At 67.4% G+C, this 17,597-nt stretch carries 20 protein-coding genes and 1 tRNA gene; 12 read left to right on the top strand and 9 right to left on the bottom strand.

Translation table 11 applies throughout. The annotated features are described in order from the left end of the window. Nucleotides 1-128: 128 nt before the first annotated feature. From ACQG3P_RS13465 to ACQG3P_RS13450, 4 genes are all read right to left on the bottom strand, one after another. Nucleotides 129-290 (bottom strand): hypothetical protein, encoded by a 162-nt coding sequence (locus ACQG3P_RS13465; RefSeq protein ID WP_167693303.1) that lies wholly within the window; start codon nucleotides 288-290, stop codon nucleotides 129-131. A gap of 69 nt (nucleotides 291-359) precedes the next feature. Continuing rightward, entirely contained in the window at nucleotides 360-725 is a 366-nt protein-coding gene (locus ACQG3P_RS13460) for a response regulator (RefSeq protein ID WP_184126566.1), read from the bottom strand. A 61-nt stretch (nucleotides 726-786) separates the two neighbouring features. Continuing rightward, on the bottom strand, nucleotides 787-1,416 hold the full coding sequence (locus ACQG3P_RS13455) for a response regulator transcription factor (protein WP_093536335.1): 630 nt from the start codon (nucleotides 1,414-1,416) through the stop codon (nucleotides 787-789). Continuing rightward, on the bottom strand, nucleotides 1,416-2,873 hold the full coding sequence (locus ACQG3P_RS13450; protein WP_426805328.1) for a sensor histidine kinase: 1,458 nt from the start codon (nucleotides 2,871-2,873) through the stop codon (nucleotides 1,416-1,418). Before ACQG3P_RS13450 ends, ACQG3P_RS13455 begins: the two co-directional genes overlap by 1 nt. A gap of 242 nt (nucleotides 2,874-3,115) precedes the next feature. On the opposite strand from ACQG3P_RS13450, the gene ACQG3P_RS13445 reads away from it, so the two are divergent. Genes ACQG3P_RS13445 through ACQG3P_RS13435 form a run of 3 tightly spaced genes read left to right on the top strand, consistent with a single transcriptional unit; the run spans nucleotide 3,116 to nucleotide 4,681 of the window. Next, the gene (locus ACQG3P_RS13445; protein ID WP_426805327.1) at nucleotides 3,116-3,634 is read left to right on the top strand and encodes a Dps family protein; all 519 of its coding nucleotides are present in this window, start codon (nucleotides 3,116-3,118) and stop codon (nucleotides 3,632-3,634) included. A 34-nt stretch (nucleotides 3,635-3,668) separates the two neighbouring features. Continuing rightward, nucleotides 3,669-4,166, top strand: a complete 498-nt coding sequence (locus tag ACQG3P_RS13440) for a peroxiredoxin (RefSeq protein ID WP_068853306.1) — start codon at nucleotides 3,669-3,671, stop codon at nucleotides 4,164-4,166. After that, nucleotides 4,163-4,681, top strand: a complete 519-nt coding sequence (locus tag ACQG3P_RS13435) for a DsbA family protein (protein ID WP_426805326.1) — start codon at nucleotides 4,163-4,165, stop codon at nucleotides 4,679-4,681. Before ACQG3P_RS13440 ends, ACQG3P_RS13435 begins: the two co-directional genes overlap by 4 nt. Nucleotides 4,682-4,757: 76 nt before the next feature. On the opposite strand, the gene ACQG3P_RS13430 is transcribed toward ACQG3P_RS13435, so the two are convergent. Beyond that, nucleotides 4,758-5,576, bottom strand: coding sequence for an AraC family transcriptional regulator (locus ACQG3P_RS13430; RefSeq protein ID WP_426805325.1), 819 nt, complete (start codon nucleotides 5,574-5,576; stop codon nucleotides 4,758-4,760). Between the two features lie 74 nt (nucleotides 5,577-5,650). Between ACQG3P_RS13430 and ACQG3P_RS13425 the strand changes: the two genes are divergently transcribed. The 8 genes from ACQG3P_RS13425 (at nucleotide 5,651) to dxs (ending at nucleotide 13,661) form a co-directional block, all read left to right on the top strand. Next, nucleotides 5,651-6,838 (top strand): YbfB/YjiJ family MFS transporter, encoded by a 1,188-nt coding sequence (locus ACQG3P_RS13425; protein WP_095362842.1) that lies wholly within the window; start codon nucleotides 5,651-5,653, stop codon nucleotides 6,836-6,838. 162 nt (nucleotides 6,839-7,000) lie between these two features. After that, nucleotides 7,001-7,076: transfer RNA gene (locus tag ACQG3P_RS13420), tRNA-Phe, on the top strand. Nucleotides 7,077-7,186: 110 nt separating this feature from the next. After that, on the top strand, nucleotides 7,187-7,654 hold the full coding sequence (locus ACQG3P_RS13415; RefSeq protein ID WP_095362843.1) for a hypothetical protein: 468 nt from the start codon (nucleotides 7,187-7,189) through the stop codon (nucleotides 7,652-7,654). A 77-nt stretch (nucleotides 7,655-7,731) separates the two neighbouring features. Continuing rightward, the gene (locus ACQG3P_RS13410; protein WP_426805324.1) at nucleotides 7,732-8,271 is read left to right on the top strand and encodes a lipocalin family protein; all 540 of its coding nucleotides are present in this window, start codon (nucleotides 7,732-7,734) and stop codon (nucleotides 8,269-8,271) included. 179 nt (nucleotides 8,272-8,450) lie between these two features. Then, on the top strand, nucleotides 8,451-8,936 hold the full coding sequence (locus ACQG3P_RS13405) for an LEA type 2 family protein (protein ID WP_095362845.1): 486 nt from the start codon (nucleotides 8,451-8,453) through the stop codon (nucleotides 8,934-8,936). Nucleotides 8,937-8,984: 48 nt separating this feature from the next. Then, complete coding sequence (locus tag ACQG3P_RS13400; RefSeq protein WP_426805323.1) at nucleotides 8,985-10,775, top strand: acyl-CoA dehydrogenase C-terminal domain-containing protein; 1,791 nt, start codon at nucleotides 8,985-8,987, stop codon at nucleotides 10,773-10,775. A 212-nt stretch (nucleotides 10,776-10,987) separates the two neighbouring features. Next, nucleotides 10,988-11,647: an HNH endonuclease gene (locus tag ACQG3P_RS13395; protein WP_217538904.1), complete on the top strand. Its 660-nt coding sequence runs from the start codon at nucleotides 10,988-10,990 to the stop codon at nucleotides 11,645-11,647. A 115-nt stretch (nucleotides 11,648-11,762) separates the two neighbouring features. Beyond that, entirely contained in the window at nucleotides 11,763-13,661 is a 1,899-nt protein-coding gene (gene dxs / locus ACQG3P_RS13390) for a 1-deoxy-D-xylulose-5-phosphate synthase (protein WP_426805322.1), read from the top strand. A 30-nt stretch (nucleotides 13,662-13,691) separates the two neighbouring features. Here the strand turns inward: dxs and ACQG3P_RS13385 are convergent, their stop codons facing one another. The 4 genes from ACQG3P_RS13385 to ACQG3P_RS13370 all read right to left on the bottom strand — a co-directional run bounded on the left by ACQG3P_RS13385 (nucleotide 13,692) and on the right by ACQG3P_RS13370 (nucleotide 16,701). Continuing rightward, nucleotides 13,692-14,237: a DUF3011 domain-containing protein gene (locus ACQG3P_RS13385; RefSeq protein ID WP_184126555.1), complete on the bottom strand. Its 546-nt coding sequence runs from the start codon at nucleotides 14,235-14,237 to the stop codon at nucleotides 13,692-13,694. 144 nt (nucleotides 14,238-14,381) lie between these two features. Next, nucleotides 14,382-14,585 carry a hypothetical protein gene (locus ACQG3P_RS13380; protein ID WP_068853328.1) on the bottom strand — a complete coding sequence of 68 codons (204 nt, stop codon included), beginning with the start codon at nucleotides 14,583-14,585 and terminating at the stop codon, nucleotides 14,382-14,384. 110 nt (nucleotides 14,586-14,695) lie between these two features. Further along, nucleotides 14,696-16,030, bottom strand: a complete 1,335-nt coding sequence (locus ACQG3P_RS13375) for a sensor histidine kinase (protein ID WP_426805321.1) — start codon at nucleotides 16,028-16,030, stop codon at nucleotides 14,696-14,698. Further along, nucleotides 16,027-16,701, bottom strand: coding sequence for a response regulator transcription factor (locus tag ACQG3P_RS13370; RefSeq protein WP_426805320.1), 675 nt, complete (start codon nucleotides 16,699-16,701; stop codon nucleotides 16,027-16,029). The genes ACQG3P_RS13375 and ACQG3P_RS13370 overlap by 4 nt, the downstream gene beginning before the upstream one ends. Before the next feature lie 117 nt (nucleotides 16,702-16,818). Here ACQG3P_RS13370 and ACQG3P_RS13365 point away from each other — a divergent pair, with 117 nt between their 5' ends. Next, nucleotides 16,819-17,595: a MipA/OmpV family protein gene (locus tag ACQG3P_RS13365; RefSeq protein ID WP_217538901.1), complete on the top strand. Its 777-nt coding sequence runs from the start codon at nucleotides 16,819-16,821 to the stop codon at nucleotides 17,593-17,595. The last annotated feature ends 2 nt before the right edge of the window (nucleotides 17,596-17,597 follow it).

The raw sequence follows: 17,597 nt of genomic DNA, 5'->3' as shown, positions 1-17,597 counted from the left end.
GGCGCGGGGCCCGGCGGCTCAGCCGCCTGTGCCGGGACGCTGAACCCTGTTACAGCAAGCCAGAACAAGCCGGCAACCCAACATTTCATCGGCGTAGACACCTTTGCAGGAGCGGAACGCCGATTGTGTCATGCGTCCGGATTGTCCTTGATCGGCGGGCGCCGGCTTTCGGACTGACGGACGCTCTCATCGGTCTGGCCCGGGCGGGCCTTGGCCGCGTCTTCCTGCTTCCGGTCCTGCTTGGCTTCGTCAACGCCCTGCTGCTTGCCGGGCTGCTTTTCAGTGTTCATGTGCGTGCTCGTGGTGGCCTGCCCCTTTGGGCATGGCTGCACCGTAGCGGTGGTCGCGTGATGCAGTGGTCATGAGGTGATCGCCTCCTCGATACAGCGCAGCATCGCCTCGCCGTCCACCGGCTTGACCAGAAACGCGCGACCGCCCCGCTCCATCACCCGCGCGCGCAGCGCATCGGTCGGAAACGCAGTCATGAAGATCATTGGAAACGCGCACCCGCGCGCGAGCAGTTCGGCCTGCAGCTGGTCGCCACTCATCTGCGGCATCTGCATGTCGGTGAGCAGGCAGTCGGGCGCGTCGCCCGCGTCGGCCAGGAACGCCGCCGCCGAGGCATAGGTGCGCGCTTCGTGGCCCAGCGAGCGCACCAGGCTGGACAACGACTGGCGGACCCCGTCGTCGTCATCGACGATCGCAATGCGGTAACTCGGCTTCATGGGGCCTTTATGCCCGATCCGGCCGCGCGCCGGAACCATACACAGGTTTGTGCCGGCCGGATCAGGCGGTGCCGGTGCCCACGCCCAGTGCCTCTGCGTGCCGTACCAGGTCGGCCAGCGAGCGCACGCCCATCTTGCGCATTACGTTGCCGCGATGGATCTTCACGGTGATCTCGCTCAGGTGCAGCACGCCGGCCACCTGTTTGTTCATCAACCCGGCCACTACGTGCGCCATTACCTCGCGCTCGCGCGGGGTCAGGGTGGCGTAGCGCGTTTCCAGCGAACCGCGCGCGGCCATGTCCTGGCGGCGGCGGGTGTCGCGCTCGATCGCGGCGCTGACCGCATCCAGCATGTCCTGGTCGCGGAACGGCTTGGCCAGGAAATCCACCGCCCCGGCCTTCATCGCGCGCACGGTCATGGGAATGTCGCCGTGCCCGGTCATGAACACGATGGGCAGGTGGATGCCCTGCGCGGCCAACTGGCCCTGCAGATCCAACCCGCTGATGCCCGGCAGGCGCACGTCCAGCACGATGCAGCCAGGCACGTCCGGCAGCACCGCCTGCAGCAGCTCCGAAGGCGCGCCCAGCACGCGGGTCTGCAGCCCCACCGACCGCAGCAGGCTGTCCAGCGCGTCGCGCACGGCGGCATCGTCATCGACCACCACGACCAGTGGCGGTGTGGGTAGGCTCATCAGGCGCGTGCTCCTGTGGGATGGGTGGCCAGCACCAGCCGGAAGGTGGCGCCATGGCCGGGTTCGCTCTCCACCGACAGCCGCCCACCATGGGCTTCGGCGGTGGACCGGCAGATCGCCAGGCCCATGCCCATGCCGTCCGGCTTGGTGGTGAAGAAGGGTTGGAACAGGGTGTCCAGGTGCGCGCTGTCGATGCCCGGGCCGCTGTCGGCAATGCTGATGGCCACTTCGCCGGGCGCGCCGGGCTGCGCCTCCACCACCAGCTGCCGCGCGTTGGCCTGCCCGGCCATGGCCTGGCTGGCGTTGATCAGCAGGTTCACCAGCACCTGCTGAAGCTGCACCGCATCACCGTGCACGGCGGGAAGGTCGGCGGTCACTGCCACGTGCAGCTGCACTGCCTCACGGTTGAGTTCGTGCTGCACCAGCCGCACCGCGTCTTCGATCAGCAGGGAGGCATCGAGCGGTTCGCGCGGCGTGCTGCGTTTGGCCAGGAACGCGCGGACGCGTTTGACGATCTCACTGGCACGGCGCGCTTCCCTCACCGTGCGGGTGATGGCGGCCTCCACTTCGTGCAGGTCCGGCGGGTCGCGGTGCAGCCAGCGCAGCCCGGCCTCGCCGTTGGTCACCACCGCCATCAGCGGCTGGTTGACCTCGTGCGCCAGTGAAGCCGTCAGCTCACCGAGCGTGGCCACGCGCGTGGCGTGCGCCAGTTCGGCCTGCGCGCGCAGCGCGGCATCCTCGGCCCTGCGGCGCTCGGTGACGTCGGTGTGGGTTTCCATCACGCCGGTTGCGCGCCCCAGGCCATCGCGCTGGATCACCCAGCGGCTTTCCAGCACGCGCCAGGCGCCGTCGCGGGTGCGCTGCTCCAGCGTGCCTTCCCAGCTGCCCAGTTGCAGCAGGGTGGCTTCCACTGCCTCGCGTGCCTGCGGATAGCGGGTGGACAGCAGGACATCGGCCACGCGGCCGATGGATTCCTCGGCCGACCAACCGTACACCTGCGCGGCCGTGCGGTTCCAGAACGTGATCACCCCGCTGCGGTCACGCACGAAGATCATGTCGTGCGACAGGTCCAGCAGCGTTGCCTGCCCGCGCAGGCGCTGCATCGCGCCCTGGTACTGCAGCGCCAGAAGCGCGGTGATGACGATCGCCGCGAGGCTGACCAGTGCGCGGAAGGTCTGCGCGCCCACATGGTTCACCCCGTGCGAATCCAGGTAGGCGATGAGGGTCAATCCGATGCCGGCCACGGCAGTGATGACGATGTCGGCGCGGCGCCCGGTGCGCGCCACCAGCAGCACCGCCACCACGTACAGCACTGCTACCGCACCTTCCAGCGTGGTGAGCACATCGACCAGGAAGATCCCCAGCGTGAGCAGCGCGGCAGCGGCGCGGAACACGGTGCGGCCGCGCAACGTGGATGCCGCGGCGGCGTGCGGGCGCGTGGAAGTCGAGCTGGGCACCACGGTCTGGCCTCCTGGCGGGGCGCAGTCATCTGCGCCGGGGTGAGCCCAGTATCCCCCGCACCCGGGGGCGGCAGATCCCCCCAAAGAGGGATGCGCCGGCAGGTGGCCCAAACCAAGGTATGAGCCGGGGAAACGATCGCGCAATGTTCCCGCCGGCCCCCGCTGCCTAGTCTGGATCCATCGGCTCCCCCGCAGCACCTGCGGCCCGGGCCGCCTTCCCCCGCTACCGGAGAGCCGCCATGCACGATATTGTCGCCCCGTCCCGCCAGACCGCCCCGCTGCGCACGCCGTCCGACCTCAGCCTGCAGGCCGGCAAGGACATCGCCGGCGCCCTGACCGTGCTGCTGGCCGATGTGTTCGCGTTGTACCTGAAGACCAAGAACTTCCACTGGCACCTGTCCGGCCCGCACTTCCGCGACTACCACCTGATGCTGGATGAGCAGGGCGAGCAGATCTTCGCCACCACCGATGCCATCGCCGAACGGGCGCGCAAGGTCGGCGGCACCACGCTGCGCTCGATCGGGCAGATCCACCGCATCCAGCGCCTGCTCGACAACGACGCGGACTACGTGACCCCCGAGGACATGCTGGCCGAGCTGGCCGACGACAACCGCCAGCTCACCCGCTTCCTGCGGGCCACCCATGGGGTGTGCACCACCCACAACGACGTGGCCACCACCAGCCTGATCGAGAACTGGATCGACGAGGCCGAGCGCCGCAGCTGGTTCCTGTTCGAAAGCACCCTCCCCATCCGCTGATCCACGCGTTGTTTCGTTCCTGCAGGAGGCTGTCATGTCCGCTGCACCCCGCGTTTCGTTGCCCATTGGTGCGCCCGCGCCCGCGTTCCAGTTGCCCGCCACCCCGGACCAGCGCGTCAGCCTGGACGAGCTGCGCGGCCACCCGGTGATCCTGGCGTTCTACCCCGCCGACTGGAGCCCGGTCTGCGGCGACCAGCTGGCGCTGTACAACCAGCTGCTGCCCGAGTTCCACCGCAGCGGCGCGCAGCTGGTGGGCATCTCCGTGGATGGGGTGTGGTGCCACGCCGCATTCGCCGAGCAACGCCACCTGCACTTTCCCTTGCTGGCTGATTTCGAGCCAAAAGGCGAAGTGGCCCGCCGCTACGGCGTGTACCGCGAACAGGACGGCGTCTGCGAGCGCGCGCTGTTCGTGATCGATGCCGAGGGCATCGTGCGCTGGAGCTACATCTCCCCCTTGGGCATCAATCCCGGCGCCGACGGCATCCTGGAAGCGCTGGCGCAACTTCCCTCCACCGCAGGAGCAGCGTCATGAAAGGTCTGTCGATTCCCGTCAGCGCGCAGGACCACAGCCAGGGTCCGGCCGATGCGCCCATCACCCTGGTCGAGTACGGGGACTACCAATGCCCGTACTGCGGCGAGGCGTATCCCATGCTCAAAGCGGTGCAGCAGGCATTGGGCGACCGGATGCGCTTTGTGTTCCGCAACTTCCCCATTTCCGAAATCCACCCGAACGCGCTGCCGGCTGCGCGTTTTGCCGAAGCGGCCGCAGACGCGGGGTTGTTCTGGGAAGCGCATGACCTGCTCTACCAGCGCCAGGATGCCTTGAGCGCGCGCGACCTGCAGGCCTATGGCAAGCAGCTGGGAGTAGACCCCGCGCTGCTGCAGGCCGCCGACAACGGCGCGTTCGATGACCGCATCGAGCGCGACTTCATGGGCGGCGTGCGCAGCGGCGTCAACGGTACCCCGTGCCTTTTCATCAATGGGGTGCGCTACGACGGCGCCCGCGATGTGGACAGCCTGGTTGACGTATTGACCGAACGCGCCTGATCCGTTCCGCCGGCGCGCCGGGGTCTCCCTCCCCCACCCGGGCGCGCCGGCACCTGCGGGGGAAAGGCCGCTGCGCTCAGCCCGGTTGCCGTGCCCTTCGCCATTGCAACGGGCTCATGCCCATTTCGACCCGGAACATGTAGTTGAACGCCGAGGCCGAGGCATAGCCCAGCTCATGCGCGATCGCCGTCGGCGAACGCCCCTGCGCCAGCCACTCGATCGCGCGCAGCAGGCGCAGCCGCGTGCGCCACGTGCGCAGGCTCATGCCGGTCTCGCGCTCGAAATGCCGCGCCAGCGTGCGCGGCGACGCGCCCAACAGCCGTGCCCACTCGTCCACGCCGCGCGCATCACCGGGCTGGTCGTGCAGTGCCTGGCACCAGCGCTGCAGCCGCGCATCCTGCGGCCACGGCAGGTGGCGCACATGCTGGCGCTGGCGGCGCAGCTGCGTGGTGACCAGCGCGCTCAGATGCGCGTAGTAGCCCGCATCGTCTTCCGGCCGCACCTGCCCCAGCTCCACGATCAACTCGCGCAGCAGCGGCGACACATCCAGCACCGCGCACCGGTCGGGCATGCCCAGCGCCGGATCATCGGCCACGTAGAGGTTGCGGAACGCAGCCGCACTCAAAGCACCGGTGTGATGGACCATGCCGGTAGGCACCCACAGCGCCTGCTGCGGGGTGATCACGTGCCGCGCATTGCGCGCCGTCACCTGCAGCACGCCGTGGGTGGCGAACACCACCTGGTTCCAGTCATGCGCATGCGGCGGGAAACGCTCGCCGGCGGCCAACTCCTGGCTGCGCGCCATCACCGGCCAAGGCAGCGCGCGCAGCGGCGGCACCGGGACTTCCTTCCAGGGGCCGGAGGCGGACGAGCCTTGGTGGCGGCTGATCGACATGATCCGACATTCTATCGAAAGACAGCCGCCACGCACCTGATCGACCATGGACGCATCCCTTTCCGGTTCCACGCATGTCCACTTCCCTCGCCCCCTCCACTGCACGCAAACCCTGGCAGGTCATCGCCGCCGGCATCTGCGCGCTGGTGCTCACCGTCGGGCTGGCCCGCTTCGCCTACACCCCGTTGCTGCCCTTGATGCGGGTGGATGCCGGCCTCAGCGCGGCGCAGGGCGGCTGGCTGGCCACCTTCAACTACCTGGGCTACCTGCTCGGCACCCTGCTGGCGGCGCGCGTGGGCGACATGCAGCAGAAATTCCGCTTCTACCGGATTGGGCTGGTGCTGGCGGTTGCCGCCACAACGCTGATGGGGACCACTACGCAGCCCTGGCTGTGGAGCCTGCTGCGCTTCGTGGCGGGTCTGTCCAGCACCGCCGGCCTGCTGCTGGCCTCCGGGCTGGTGCTGAACTGGCTGCTGGGCAACCGGCAACGCCCACGCCTGGGCCTGCACTTCGCCGGCCTGGGCCTGGGCATCGTGGTCTCCGGGCTGGCCACCGGCCTGCTTGCCGGGCACGCCGACTCCAGCGCGCAATGGCGCTGGCTGGGCCTGCTTGGCCTGCTCTTCCTGGTTCCCGCCTGGTGCTGGATGCCGGCCCCCACCCCGACCTCTGCCGCACAGGCCGCACAAGCGCCGCCCCCGCCCAGCCGGCGCTGGCGCCAACTGCTGGTGGCGGCCTATTTCTGCGCCGGCGTCGGCTTCGTGGTCAGCGCCACCTTCATCGTGGCCATCCTCGAACAGACCCCCGCCTTCCGTGGCCACGGCAGCGCGGTATGGGTGCTGGTGGGACTCGCGGCGGTGCCATCCACGTTCGCCTGGGACCGCATCGCCGCGCGCATCGGCCTGATCCGCGCCCTGATGCTGGCCTTCGCCCTGCAGGCCGCCTCGTTCGTACTGCCGTTGCTGGACAGCGGCCTGGCCGCCGGACTCGGCAGCGCGCTGCTGTTCGGCCTGACCTTCGCCGGCATCGTCAGCCTCACCCTCACCGTGGTCGGCCGCCACTATCCACACAACCCGGCAAAGGCGATGGCCAACCTCACCCTCAGCTATGGGGTGGCGCAGATCCTGGCGCCGGCGCTGGCCGGCACCTTGGCCCGCAGCAGCGGCAGCTACCAGGCGTCGTTGCTGCTGGCGGCCATCTTCATGGCCTTGGGCATCGTGCTGCTGGCCGCCATGCCCGGTGACGCGCACGACCACGCGCGCTGATGAACAGCAATTCATGCGCGGCCCACGCCTGCGATCAAGCATTTAACGCGCCAGGCCAAGGCCGCAGCAACGAATGTGAAATTTTTTTGTCGAAACGCTTGCCGAACCTCGTAGACCTCCGTATTATTCGCGTCCTCGCCAGCGGCAACGCAGCGATGAAGTGGCCGAGTAGCTCAGTTGGTAGAGCAGGGGATTGAAAATCCCCGTGTCGGCGGTTCGATTCCGTCCTCGGCCACCATGAATCCAAAAGACCTGCAGAAATGCAGGTCTTTTTTTTTGCATTGCTGTAGTGGCATTGCAGGCAGGCACATGCACAATGCGGACACCGTCATTGAACAAGGATGTCCCATGCGCGTTGCTTTGCTTCTGCCGTTGCTGCTGCTCAGTGTTGGTTGTGCGCACCAGACGGCGATGACCGCCCCCAACGCGCCGATGCCGACGGTGACGCCAGGCTGGATCACCCCCGCCGAAGCCGTCTTCGCCGCCAACGAAGATCCGCAGCGCGGCATCAGTGGCACCTTCGTGTTCACCGTCAAGAACACCGACGTTACCGAAGACCGCATCTACCTCAACAGCGAACGCGACTACCGTCATCAGCTTGCGTTGAACGTGTCGCTGGATGCCACGCAACGCGAAGCACTGCAGAAGCAGCTGGGCATGCCGCTGGAATACCTGGTCAACCGTCGCCTGCTGGTACAGGGCACGGCCCGCCGCACCACCATCGCGTTCACCCACGACGGCAAGCCCTCCGGCAAGTACTACTTCCAGACCCAGCTCCAGGTAAGCGACCCGCGCCACGTTCGTTTCGCACCCTGATCAGCACCGGCTGACAAAACCTTTACACCCGCCAGCGTGCTCCCCCCTAAGCTCGGGCCTCCTGCCGGGAGACACCCATGCGCCTTCGCCCTGCCCTGTTTGCTGCTGCACTGTTGTTCACCGCCGTCACCACCCACGCGGTGGAACCGGTGCGTTCAGTGCCTGCGTTGGACATGGGCCGCTACGCGGGCCAGTGGCATGAAATCGCGCACCTGCCCGTGTCGTTCCAGAAGAAATGCGTGGGCGACATCACCGCTACCTACGCGCTGCGCGCCGATGGCCGCATCAGCGTGCACAACGCCTGCCGCACCGGCGATGGCGAGCGCATCGCAGCCGAGGGCGTGGCGCGGCCGGTGGAAGGCGAACCGGGCCAGCTGCAGGTGCGCTTCGTGCCGGACTGGCTGGCCTGGGTGCCGCTGGTATGGGCCGACTACTGGGTGATCGCGCTGGACCCGGACTACCAGTGGGCGGTGGTGGGCGACCCGGACCGCAAGTACCTGTGGATCCTGTCGCGCTCGCCGACGATGGATGCCGCGCTGTTCGCCAGCCTGAAGGCCAAAGCCGAAGCGATGGGGTATGACCTGGCGCCCCTGAAGGTGATGGCCCCGGTGGATTGATCGCCGGCGCGCCTGAAACCTGAACGCACCTTCGCTTGTCTTAGGATGCGTATCGACCAACGGTCTATTCCTACCGGCCTGCGTCCCACGGCCGGTAGCCGCACCCCCTACACCCGCACAACTACCATACGCCGTAGTATGCTCTTATTTACGCGGCACCTGCACGAGGATTTGCGCCCATGTTCCACCGCCTCCGTACCGTTCTTACCGTTGCCCTGCTGGCCGGCACCGCCGTTGCGCTGACCGCCTGCAACACCAACGTCAAGCGCGTCTCGCCGCCGGCTGCCAGCGTGCAGCAGCTGACCGTGGGCGCCAACGGCAACTGGACCCTGGCCCTGCGCCTGCAGAACTTCAGCTCCATGCCCATGACCTTCGACAGCGTGGAGCTGCAGATGCAGGTGGGCGACCAGGATGCCGGCAAGGTGAGCGTACGCCCGGCCATCTCCATCGGCGGCGTCTCGGCCGATGTCATCAACGTGGAACTGCAGCCCTCCTCGGCCGCGCGCATCGTGGTGGCCGACGCCCTGGCCGGCAACCGCACCCTGGGCTATTCGCTCAAGGGCACCGTGGCCGCCACCCCGCAGGAAAAGAAGCAGCGCAGCTTCGAGATCGACAGCCGCAGCACCCTCAACCAGGCCCCCGGCCTGCCCGGCGTGCTGCGCTGACCCCACCACCGCTTCCACCTGATCCCCGCATCTGATCGAGACCTGACGATGAGCAGCTACACCGCCCCGCTTTCCGATATCCGCTTCGCCCTGCATGACGTGTTGAAGGTGGAGCCGCTGTTTGCCCGCCTGGGTTTCGCCGATGCCACCACCGATGTGGTCGATGCGGTGCTGGAAGAAGCCGGCCGCTTCAGCACCAGCGTGCTGGCGCCGCTCAACAGCGTGGGCGATGAAATCGGCTGCGTGCTCGACCAGGCCAGCGGCGAAGTAACCACCCCGCCCGGCTTCAAGCAGGCTTACGCGCAGTTCGTCGATGGCGGCTGGACCGGCCTCACCGCAGCCCCCGAACTGGGCGGCCAGGGCCTGCCGCACACGCTGGGCGTGCCGCTCAACGAAATGATCAACGCCGCCAACCTGGCATGGGGCAACTTCCCGCTGCTCTCGCATGGCGCCATTGAAGCGCTCAAGCAGCACGGCGAAGCCTGGCAGCAGGATGCGTTCCTCAAGCCGCTGATCGAAGGCCGCTGGACCGGCACCATGTGCCTGACCGAACCGCATTGCGGCACCGACCTGGGCCTGCTCAAGACCAAGGCCGAACCCAATGCCGATGGCAGCTATTCCATCACCGGCACCAAGATCTTCATCACCGCCGGCGAACACGACCTCACCGACAACATCGTGCACCTGGTGCTGGCCAAGCTGCCCGACGCGCCGGCCGGTGCCAAGGGCATTTCGCTGTTCGTCACCCCGAAGTTCAAGGTCGACCGTGACGGCAACGTCGGCGAGCGCAACGCGCTGCGCTGCGGCTCGATCGAACACAAGATGGGCATCAAGGGCTCGGTCACCTGCGTGATGAACTTCGACGGCGCCGAGGGCTACCTGGTCGGCCAGCCGCACAAGGGCCTGCAGGCGATGTTTACCATGATGAACACCGCGCGCCTGGGCGTGGGCCTGCAGGGCATCGGCCTGTCCGAGCGCGCCTACCAGAACGCACTGAAGTACGCGCGTGAACGCCTGCAGTCGCGTTCGCTGAGCGGCCCGAAGAACCCGGACAAGCCGGCCGACCCGATCCTGGTCCACCCGGACGTGCGCCGCATGCTGCTCTCGATCAAGTCGCTGGTGGAAGGCAGCCGCCTGCTTGCGCTGCACGCGGCCACCCTGATCGACGTGGCGCACCACGCCGACGATGCCGGCGAACGCGAGCGCGCCGAGACCCTGGTGAGCTTCCTCACCCCGATCTCCAAGGCCTGCCAGACCGAATGGGGCATCGAGAACACCTACAACGCCCTGCAGTGCTTCGGTGGCCACGGCTACATCCACGAGCACGGCATGGAGCAGCTGGCCCGCGATGCACGCATCACGACGCTGTACGAAGGCACCACCGGCATCCAGGCGCTGGACCTGATCGGCCGCAAGACCGCCGCCAGCCAGGGCGCCGGGCTGAAGATGATGCTGGCCGAGATCGAGGCCTTCGCCAAGGCCAACGAAGGCAACGAAGCGCTGGCCGAGTTCATCGCCCCGCTGCGCGCCAAGGCCCAGGAATGGGGCCAGTTGACCATGGCGACGCTGCAGCGCGCGGCCACCAACCCGGACGAACTGGGCGCGGCCAGCTTCGATTACCTGTTCTATTCCGGCTACGTGGTGCTGGCGTACTGGTGGGCCCGCAGCGTGGCCGCCGCTGATGCGTCCGCGCAGAGCGAGGCCTTCAAGCAGGCCAAGCGCGAAACCGCCCGCTTCTACTTCGCCCGCATGCTGCCGCGCACGCTCAGCCATGCGGCAGCAATCCAGGCCGGCGCGGAATCGCTCATGGCCATGGAAGACGTCCGTTTCGGCGACTAAGAGCCGTACCGACAAACGGTCGGTACCTACCGCATCACGCGCGGCCGGCGCTGCATCCCACAGACCAGGAGCCCCCTTTTGTTAAAGGGGGCGCGCCGACAGGCGCGGGGTATAGGAGGTATGCCCCGGGGTTCCGGATTGGTTACGGTTTGGGTGTAGGCGCCCGCGCCTATACACAAACCGTAACCAATCCGGTATAAGCTGTTTTCCCGATGGAGACAGACACTACGAGCTTAGGTCTGATCGATACCGGAGCCTCGCCCGCCCCGGTCGCCGAGGTATCGCCGATCGTTTCCCTGCATCGGCCCGGCAGCGTCCGGTTATTGTCCCTGGACGCCCATGGACGCGTACTGGACTGGATCAACTGGCAGGACGCCGCCTGCCTCTACTCGCGCGATGCCGTTGCCTGGACCCTGGGCGATCCCTGCCTGCACATCCACGGTGGCATCAACCGCCTGACCGGCCTGCAGAGCGGGGTTGACCTGCACCCGATCATCGCCGCGCGCGGCCACGCCCGTTCCCGTGCCATCGATCCCACCCCGAACCTGTCCAACCAGGCGCTGTTCGCGCGCGATGCGCACCTGTGCCTGTACTGCGGCCAACAGTTCCACCGCCCGCAGCTGACCCGCGACCACGTCATGCCGCTGTCCAAGGGCGGCCTGGACGTGTGGGAAAACGTGGTCAGCGCCTGCTTCCACTGCAACTCGCGCAAGAGCGACCGCACCCCGCAGCAGGCCGGCATGCCCTTGCTGGCCGTGCCTTACCGGCCCAGCTGGATCGAACACATGATCCTCTCCAACCGCAACATCCTGGCCGACCAGATGGCGTTCCTGAAGGCGCAGCTGCCCAAACGTTCCAAGCTTGCCGCCTGAACCTGCGACACGTTGTCGCAGGAAACCCTCACCCTTTGCTCACCGGCGGAGCGGTTTGCTTGCCCCACCCCGGTTTGGGGGCGAAAATAGGCGCTTGAGAAGAAGCGCGATAAAAATGATCGATTCCGCACGCTATCCCCGCCTGTCGCGCATCCAGAACCCGGATGACCTGCGCAGGTTCGAAGAATCCGAACTGCCCGCCATCGCGGATGAACTGCGTGCCTACCTGATCGAATCGGTAGGCAAGAGTGGCGGCCATTTCGGCGCCGGCCTGGGCGTGATCGAACTCACCGTGGCCCTGCACTACCTGTACCAGACCCCGGTCGACCAGCTGGTGTGGGACGTGGGACACCAGACCTACCCGCACAAGATCCTGACCGGCCGCCGCGACGAGATCCACACCGTCAAGCAGAAGGACGGCGTGGCGCCGTTCCCCAAGCGCGAGGAAAGCGAGTACGACACCTTCGGGGTCGGCCATTCCTCCACCTCCATCTCGGCCGCGCTGGGCATGGCGATCGCGCGCCAGCTTGAAGGCGACGACCGCAAGGTGGTGGCGGTGATCGGCGATGGCGCGATGACCGCCGGCATGGCCTATGAGGCACTCAACCATGCCGGTGGCATGGAGCAGGAACCGAACCTGCTGGTGATCCTCAACGACAACAACATGTCGATCTCCGAAGCCGTGGGCGGGCTGACCAAGATGCTCGGCCGGGCAACCGGCAGCCGCACGCTCAATGCGCTGCGCGAAGGCGGCAAGCGGATCCTGGGCGACAAGAAGAAATCCCCGTCGGCGCGCTTCGTCAAGCGCTGGGAAGAACACTGGAAGGGCATGTTCGTGCCGTCCACCTTCTTCGAGGAAATGGGCTTCCATTACACCGGCCCCATCGATGGCCACGACGTACCCGCGCTGGTGGCCACGCTGAAGACGCTCAAGGGCCTGAAGGGCCTGAAGCTGCTGCACGTGATGACCACCAAGGGCAAGGGTTATGAGCGCGCCGAGGGTGACCAGATCGGTTACCACGCGGTGGGCCCGTTCGACCCGGACAAGGGCCTGATCGCCAAGGGCGGCGCCAAGAAGCCCACCTACACCGATGTGTTCAGCGACTGGCTGTGCGATGCCGCCGCCGCCGAACCGCGCCTGCTGGGCATCACCCCGGCCATGCGCGAAGGCTCTGGCCTGGTGCGTTTCAGCAAGGAATACCCGGAGCGCTACCACGACGTGGCCATTGCCGAGCAGCACGCGGTCACGCTGGCCGCCGGCATGGCCACCCAGGGCGCCAAGCCGGTGGTGGCGATCTACTCCACCTTCCTGCAGCGCGCCTACGACCAGCTGGTGCATGACGTGGCCGTACAGAAGCTGGATGTGCTGTTCGCCATCGACCGCGCCGGCGTGGTCGGCCCGGACGGTGCCACCCATGCGGGCAACCTGGACCTGAGCTTCCTGCGCTGCGTGCCGCACATGGTGGTCATGGCCCCGGCCGACGAGGCCGAATGCCGGCAGATGCTCAGCACCGGCCTGCAGTACGACGGCCCGGCCGCCGTGCGCTACCCGCGTGGCAGCGGCACCGGCGTGGACGCCGGCAACGACCTGTCCACGCTGGAGATCGGCAAGGCCGACCTGCGCGTGCAGGGCAGCCGCATCGCGCTGCTGGCGTTTGGCAGCACCGTGCCGGCCGCCGAAGCGGTGGGCCGCGAGCTGGGCCTGACCGTGGTCAACATGCGCTTCATCAAGCCGCTCGACCGTGCGCTGCTGCTGGAGCTGGCCAAGACCCATCAGGGCTTCGTGACCATCGAAGACAACGTGGTGGCCGGTGGCGCCGGGTCCGGCGTGGCCGAGCTGCTCAATGCAGAAGACGTGCTGCGCCCGTTCCTGCACCTGGGCCTGCCGGACAGCTTCCAGCACCATGCCAGCCGCGAAGACCTGCTGGCCGAAGCGGGGATTGATGCTGCGGGTATCCGTGCCGCCGTGTTGAAGCGTTGGCCGAATCTCGGCAGTCAGGCGCTGAGCGCCTGACCCCAAATCCCGCGCGGAAGCGTTACGCCCTTACCGGATTTCGAATTCCGCGCGGCAACCGCCGTTGACCCAGACGCCATCGCGGTTCCAGCCCCAGGTGCGGCCTTCCACGCAGGCACTGCGTGAGGTCTGGCGGATCAGCCGGGCCTCGCGGCGGATGCTGACGTTGCAACGGCGCATGCGGTTGTCGTTGGAATCGCAGCTGATCACCTGCCCGCGCCCACCATTGCCCCAGCCACCGCCGTTGTTGCCCCAGCCGTTGCCATTGCCATGCGAGGGCCGCCGGCCTTCGGCCACGAACTCCGCGCGGCACCCCCGGGTGACCCACACGCCGTTGCGTGCCTGGCCCCAGTTGTCGCCCTCGATGCACTGGGTTCCCGACAGCTGGCGCACCAGCCGCGCGCGGCCCTCAATCGGGCACTGCTGGGTGCGGCCCTTGATCGATTCGCAGCGCACCGGGCCATCGTTGTAGCCATCGTCACGGTAACGGTCGTACTGCTGCGCTTGGGCAGCAGCGCCTGCAGCCAGCAGCGCCGGCAGCAGCGCCCACACCCACTTGTGCGTTCCATTCGCCATCGCGTTGTTCCTCATGCCTGCCTCGATCCGTTTTGTGAATAGGCACAGGATCAGGCAAGCGAGGCCCTTCGCCTATAGGCCGAAGGTCGCTGATTTCAGGGTCGATTCAACTAGCCAACGCGCAGCTGACCGGTTCCGACGGGCTCAGCCATAGCGGACCACATCGACAAACGCGTCTTCCACTTCCACCCGCACGCCAACGCTGCGCCCGGTTTCCGCGTGCTGCTCACGGGCCAGGTTGTCGGCGAAATCGAAGGCCACCGCGCCTTCGGCGAAGGCGGCGGCTTCATTGCGGCTGGGGTCAAGAACGCACCAGCGGTGGTCAGCGTGCTTCACGGTAATGTTCATGGTGCACTCCGGGGGTTATCCCTGACCCGCACCATACGGCTGAAGCCGATACCGAACTATCGGATTAGTCTGATATTGGTATCCGCCCTATACCCGGCACCGCACTTTCCCTATACCACCGGCAAGGTCATCACAAACCGTGCACCGCCGCTGGCCGCCTCTTCGGCCACGATGCTGCCGCCGTGGCGCAGCATGATCTCGCGCGCCAGGTACAGCCCCAGCCCGCTGCCGCTGCCACTGGGGCGCAGCCGGTGGAACGGTTCGAAAATCGATTGCCGGGCCTGCTCGGGCACGCCATCGCCCTCGTCACTCACCGACAGCACCCCGCCGGCCTGCAGCTCCACCACCACCAGGCCACGCCCGCCGCCGTGGGCGATGGCGTTCTGCAGCAGCCCGCTGATCACCCGGTGCAGCGCATCGGGATCGCCCAGCACCCACACCGGCGCCTCCGGTGCCTCCACCGCGAATTCGTAGCCGGCATCGATCAGAAGTGGCGCCACATCGGCGGCGACCTCGCCTGTCAACGCGGCCAGGTCGATGCGCTGGTGCTGGCTGCGGTGGTGATCCAGCCGCTGCAGGTCCAGCAGCTGTTCGGCGATGTTGCTCAGCCGGCCAAGGTCGCGCTGCAGGCGCGAACGCACCTGCCCCGGCGGCAGGTCGGCAATGCGCGTGGCCAGGATCGCAATGGGCATGCGCAGCTCATGCGCCGCGCCCACCAGGAAGCGATCCTGCGCATCGTAGCTCTCGCCAATGCGCCGCACGGCTGCATTGAATGCATCCACCAGCGGTACGATCTCTCGAGGTACGGCGTGGGTATCCAGGCCGCGCCCGCGTTCGGTGATCTGGATCGCCGCGGCCTGCGCCGCCACCCGGTTCACCCCGCGCAGCGAGCGATGAATTGCCCACGGCGCCACCACCAGCGTGATCACGATCAGCGGCAGGGTGATCCAGCCGCCCAGGTAGCCGATCACCACCAGCATCTGCCGCCACAGGCCGCGATGCGGAATGCCGCCCAGCATCACGTGGATGCGGCCGCCATCGGGCTCGGTCACCCACACCCGCATCGCCAGCTCCACCCCGTGCGTGCGCGTGCGCACATCGGTGGGCTCCACGTGCTGCAGCTGCTGCACGAGTGGGCGGAACGCGGCCGGTACGGTGCCCTGCTCCAGCGTCCGGCCCTGCTCATCGGCGGCGGCGAACCAGAACGTGGCCGGGCGGTCAGGTACCGCTTCGTTGACCGCATCCCAATCCACGCGCAGCGCATCGCCGTCCACATGGATCGCCTCGGCCACCGACTGGCTGGTTTTCCAGTCGATATACGCCGCGCCGCGGTCGCCGTACATCAACACCATGCCGGTCAGGCCCACCGCCACCATGGTCATCTGGATCAGGCAGATCTTCCAGGCCAGGCTGAAGGACAGCGAGCCGGGTTTGAGGAATTTCATGCCGTTTCCTTGAGCAGGTAGCCAATGCCGCGCATCACGTGGATTTCCACCTGCGCATCGGCATCGGCCAGCGCGCGGCGCAGCTTGGAAACGTGTGCATCGAGCGCGTTGGACTGGATCTCATCATCGAAGCCATACACCGCTTCCTGCAGCGCCGCGCGCGCCACCGTGCGGCCCTGGCGCAGCGCCAGTGCTTCCAGCACCAGCAGCTGGCGGCGCGGCAGTGCCAGCAGCGCACCGGCCACGGTGGCCTGGCGTGCCACGAAATCAAACTGCAGCCGCCCCAGCGCCAGCACCGGCAGGGTGATCTGCGCCGGCCGCCGCGAAATCGCGCGGATCCGCGCCAGCAGCTCTTCCACCGCGAACGGTTTGGTCAGGTAATCGTCGGCGCCCACATCCAGCCCGACCACGCGGTCGGCCACCGAATCGCGCGCGGTGAGCATGATCACCGGCAGGTTGGGAATGTGGCTGCGTGCCACCCGCACGAAATTGGCGCCATCGCCATCGGGCAGCTGCCGGTCCAGCAGCAGCACCTGGTGTACGCCCGATTTCAGCGCTTCGGCGGCCTGCGCCATCGACACCACCAGGTCCACCACCATGCCATGCCGGCCCAGGCTGGCCTGGATGGCGCCTGCCAGTTCGGGGTCGTCTTCGAGCAGCAGAATGCGCATGGCAATACGGGCAACAGGGGTGATGGGCGCCGATGGTACCGCGCTGGCCGGCGCAACGTTCCCACAATGTCCGGGGGACATCATGGGGGTTTGATCGTCCCCCCAGGAGCAGTACCCATGCAGATCGGTTCACGGAAGGCAGCAACGGCAGGCATCACCCTGCTGGGCCTGCTGGCCAGCGGCAGCGTGCTGGCCCAGGCCGCCCCCGGCGAAAGACCCCGCAGCAGCCTGGGATTGGCCGTGGTAGCGCAGAAATCTCCCTACGCCGGCTATGACACCGACGTGCTGCCCGTACCGGTCATCAATTACGAAGGCAGGAAGTTCCATTTCCGTGGCGGCAGCATCGGCTACACCCTGTTCGACAACGAGAAAACCGAAGTCTCGCTGCTGGCCCAGCCGCACGTGATGCGCTTCAAGCGCAAGGACACCGATGACCTGCAGCTGCGCCAGCTCGACAACCGCAACCTCTCGGCGATGGCCGGTGCCGCCGTGCGCCATACCGCACCGTGGGGCGTGCTGCAGGCCAACGTGCTGGCCGAAGTGAGCGGCCACGGCGGCGGCATCGCGGCCGATGCAAAGTACGCCTACCCGATTCCAACCGGCAAGGTCGTGCTGATTCCCGGCGTGGGCGTGAACTACGCAAGCAGCGCGCTCAACGATTACTACTTCGGCATCAGTGCCGAGGAAGCGCAGCGCAGCGGCCTGGCGCGTTACAGGGCCGGCAGCGGCGTGGCGCCGTACATGGATGTCACCGCGCTGATGCCGCTGGGCGCGCACTGGACCGCCACCGCATCGCTGCGCCGCACCCTGCTTTCCAGCGCGGTGAAGGACAGCCCGATGACCCGGGGCGACCACATGGATACCGCGCTGCTGGCGCTCACTTACGGATTCTGACC

It is taken from the genome of Stenotrophomonas sp. SrG (assembly GCF_050031795.1).
GTDB lineage: Bacteria > Pseudomonadota > Gammaproteobacteria > Xanthomonadales > Xanthomonadaceae > Stenotrophomonas > Stenotrophomonas rhizophila_A.
This window is presented reverse-complemented; position numbering and strand designations above follow the sequence as displayed.

What these genes read in the sequence shown, in the direction of transcription:
- ACQG3P_RS13445 (WP_426805327.1), top strand. Translation starts at nt 3,116, where the DNA reads ATGCACGATATTGTCGCCCCGTCCCGCCAGACCGCCCCGCTGCGCACG.
- ACQG3P_RS13380 (WP_068853328.1), bottom strand. Translation starts at nt 14,585, where the DNA reads ATGAACATTACCGTGAAGCACGCTGACCACCGCTGGTGCGTTCTTGAC.
- ACQG3P_RS13405 (WP_095362845.1), top strand. Translation starts at nt 8,451, where the DNA reads ATGTTCCACCGCCTCCGTACCGTTCTTACCGTTGCCCTGCTGGCCGGC.
- ACQG3P_RS13395 (WP_217538904.1), top strand. Translation starts at nt 10,988, where the DNA reads ATGGAGACAGACACTACGAGCTTAGGTCTGATCGATACCGGAGCCTCG.
- ACQG3P_RS13435 (WP_426805326.1), top strand. Translation starts at nt 4,163, where the DNA reads ATGAAAGGTCTGTCGATTCCCGTCAGCGCGCAGGACCACAGCCAGGGT.
- ACQG3P_RS13415 (WP_095362843.1), top strand. Translation starts at nt 7,187, where the DNA reads ATGCGCGTTGCTTTGCTTCTGCCGTTGCTGCTGCTCAGTGTTGGTTGT.
- ACQG3P_RS13410 (WP_426805324.1), top strand. Translation starts at nt 7,732, where the DNA reads ATGCGCCTTCGCCCTGCCCTGTTTGCTGCTGCACTGTTGTTCACCGCC.
- ACQG3P_RS13370 (WP_426805320.1), bottom strand. Translation starts at nt 16,701, where the DNA reads ATGCGCATTCTGCTGCTCGAAGACGACCCCGAACTGGCAGGCGCCATC.
- dxs (WP_426805322.1), top strand. Translation starts at nt 11,763, where the DNA reads ATGATCGATTCCGCACGCTATCCCCGCCTGTCGCGCATCCAGAACCCG.
- ACQG3P_RS13375 (WP_426805321.1), bottom strand. Translation starts at nt 16,030, where the DNA reads ATGAAATTCCTCAAACCCGGCTCGCTGTCCTTCAGCCTGGCCTGGAAG.
- ACQG3P_RS13365 (WP_217538901.1), top strand. Translation starts at nt 16,819, where the DNA reads ATGCAGATCGGTTCACGGAAGGCAGCAACGGCAGGCATCACCCTGCTG.
- ACQG3P_RS13455 (WP_093536335.1), bottom strand. Translation starts at nt 1,416, where the DNA reads ATGAGCCTACCCACACCGCCACTGGTCGTGGTGGTCGATGACGATGCC.
- ACQG3P_RS13465 (WP_167693303.1), bottom strand. Translation starts at nt 290, where the DNA reads ATGAACACTGAAAAGCAGCCCGGCAAGCAGCAGGGCGTTGACGAAGCC.
- ACQG3P_RS13440 (WP_068853306.1), top strand. Translation starts at nt 3,669, where the DNA reads ATGTCCGCTGCACCCCGCGTTTCGTTGCCCATTGGTGCGCCCGCGCCC.
- ACQG3P_RS13430 (WP_426805325.1), bottom strand. Translation starts at nt 5,576, where the DNA reads ATGTCGATCAGCCGCCACCAAGGCTCGTCCGCCTCCGGCCCCTGGAAG.
- ACQG3P_RS13400 (WP_426805323.1), top strand. Translation starts at nt 8,985, where the DNA reads ATGAGCAGCTACACCGCCCCGCTTTCCGATATCCGCTTCGCCCTGCAT.
- ACQG3P_RS13385 (WP_184126555.1), bottom strand. Translation starts at nt 14,237, where the DNA reads ATGGCGAATGGAACGCACAAGTGGGTGTGGGCGCTGCTGCCGGCGCTG.
- ACQG3P_RS13425 (WP_095362842.1), top strand. Translation starts at nt 5,651, where the DNA reads ATGTCCACTTCCCTCGCCCCCTCCACTGCACGCAAACCCTGGCAGGTC.
- ACQG3P_RS13460 (WP_184126566.1), bottom strand. Translation starts at nt 725, where the DNA reads ATGAAGCCGAGTTACCGCATTGCGATCGTCGATGACGACGACGGGGTC.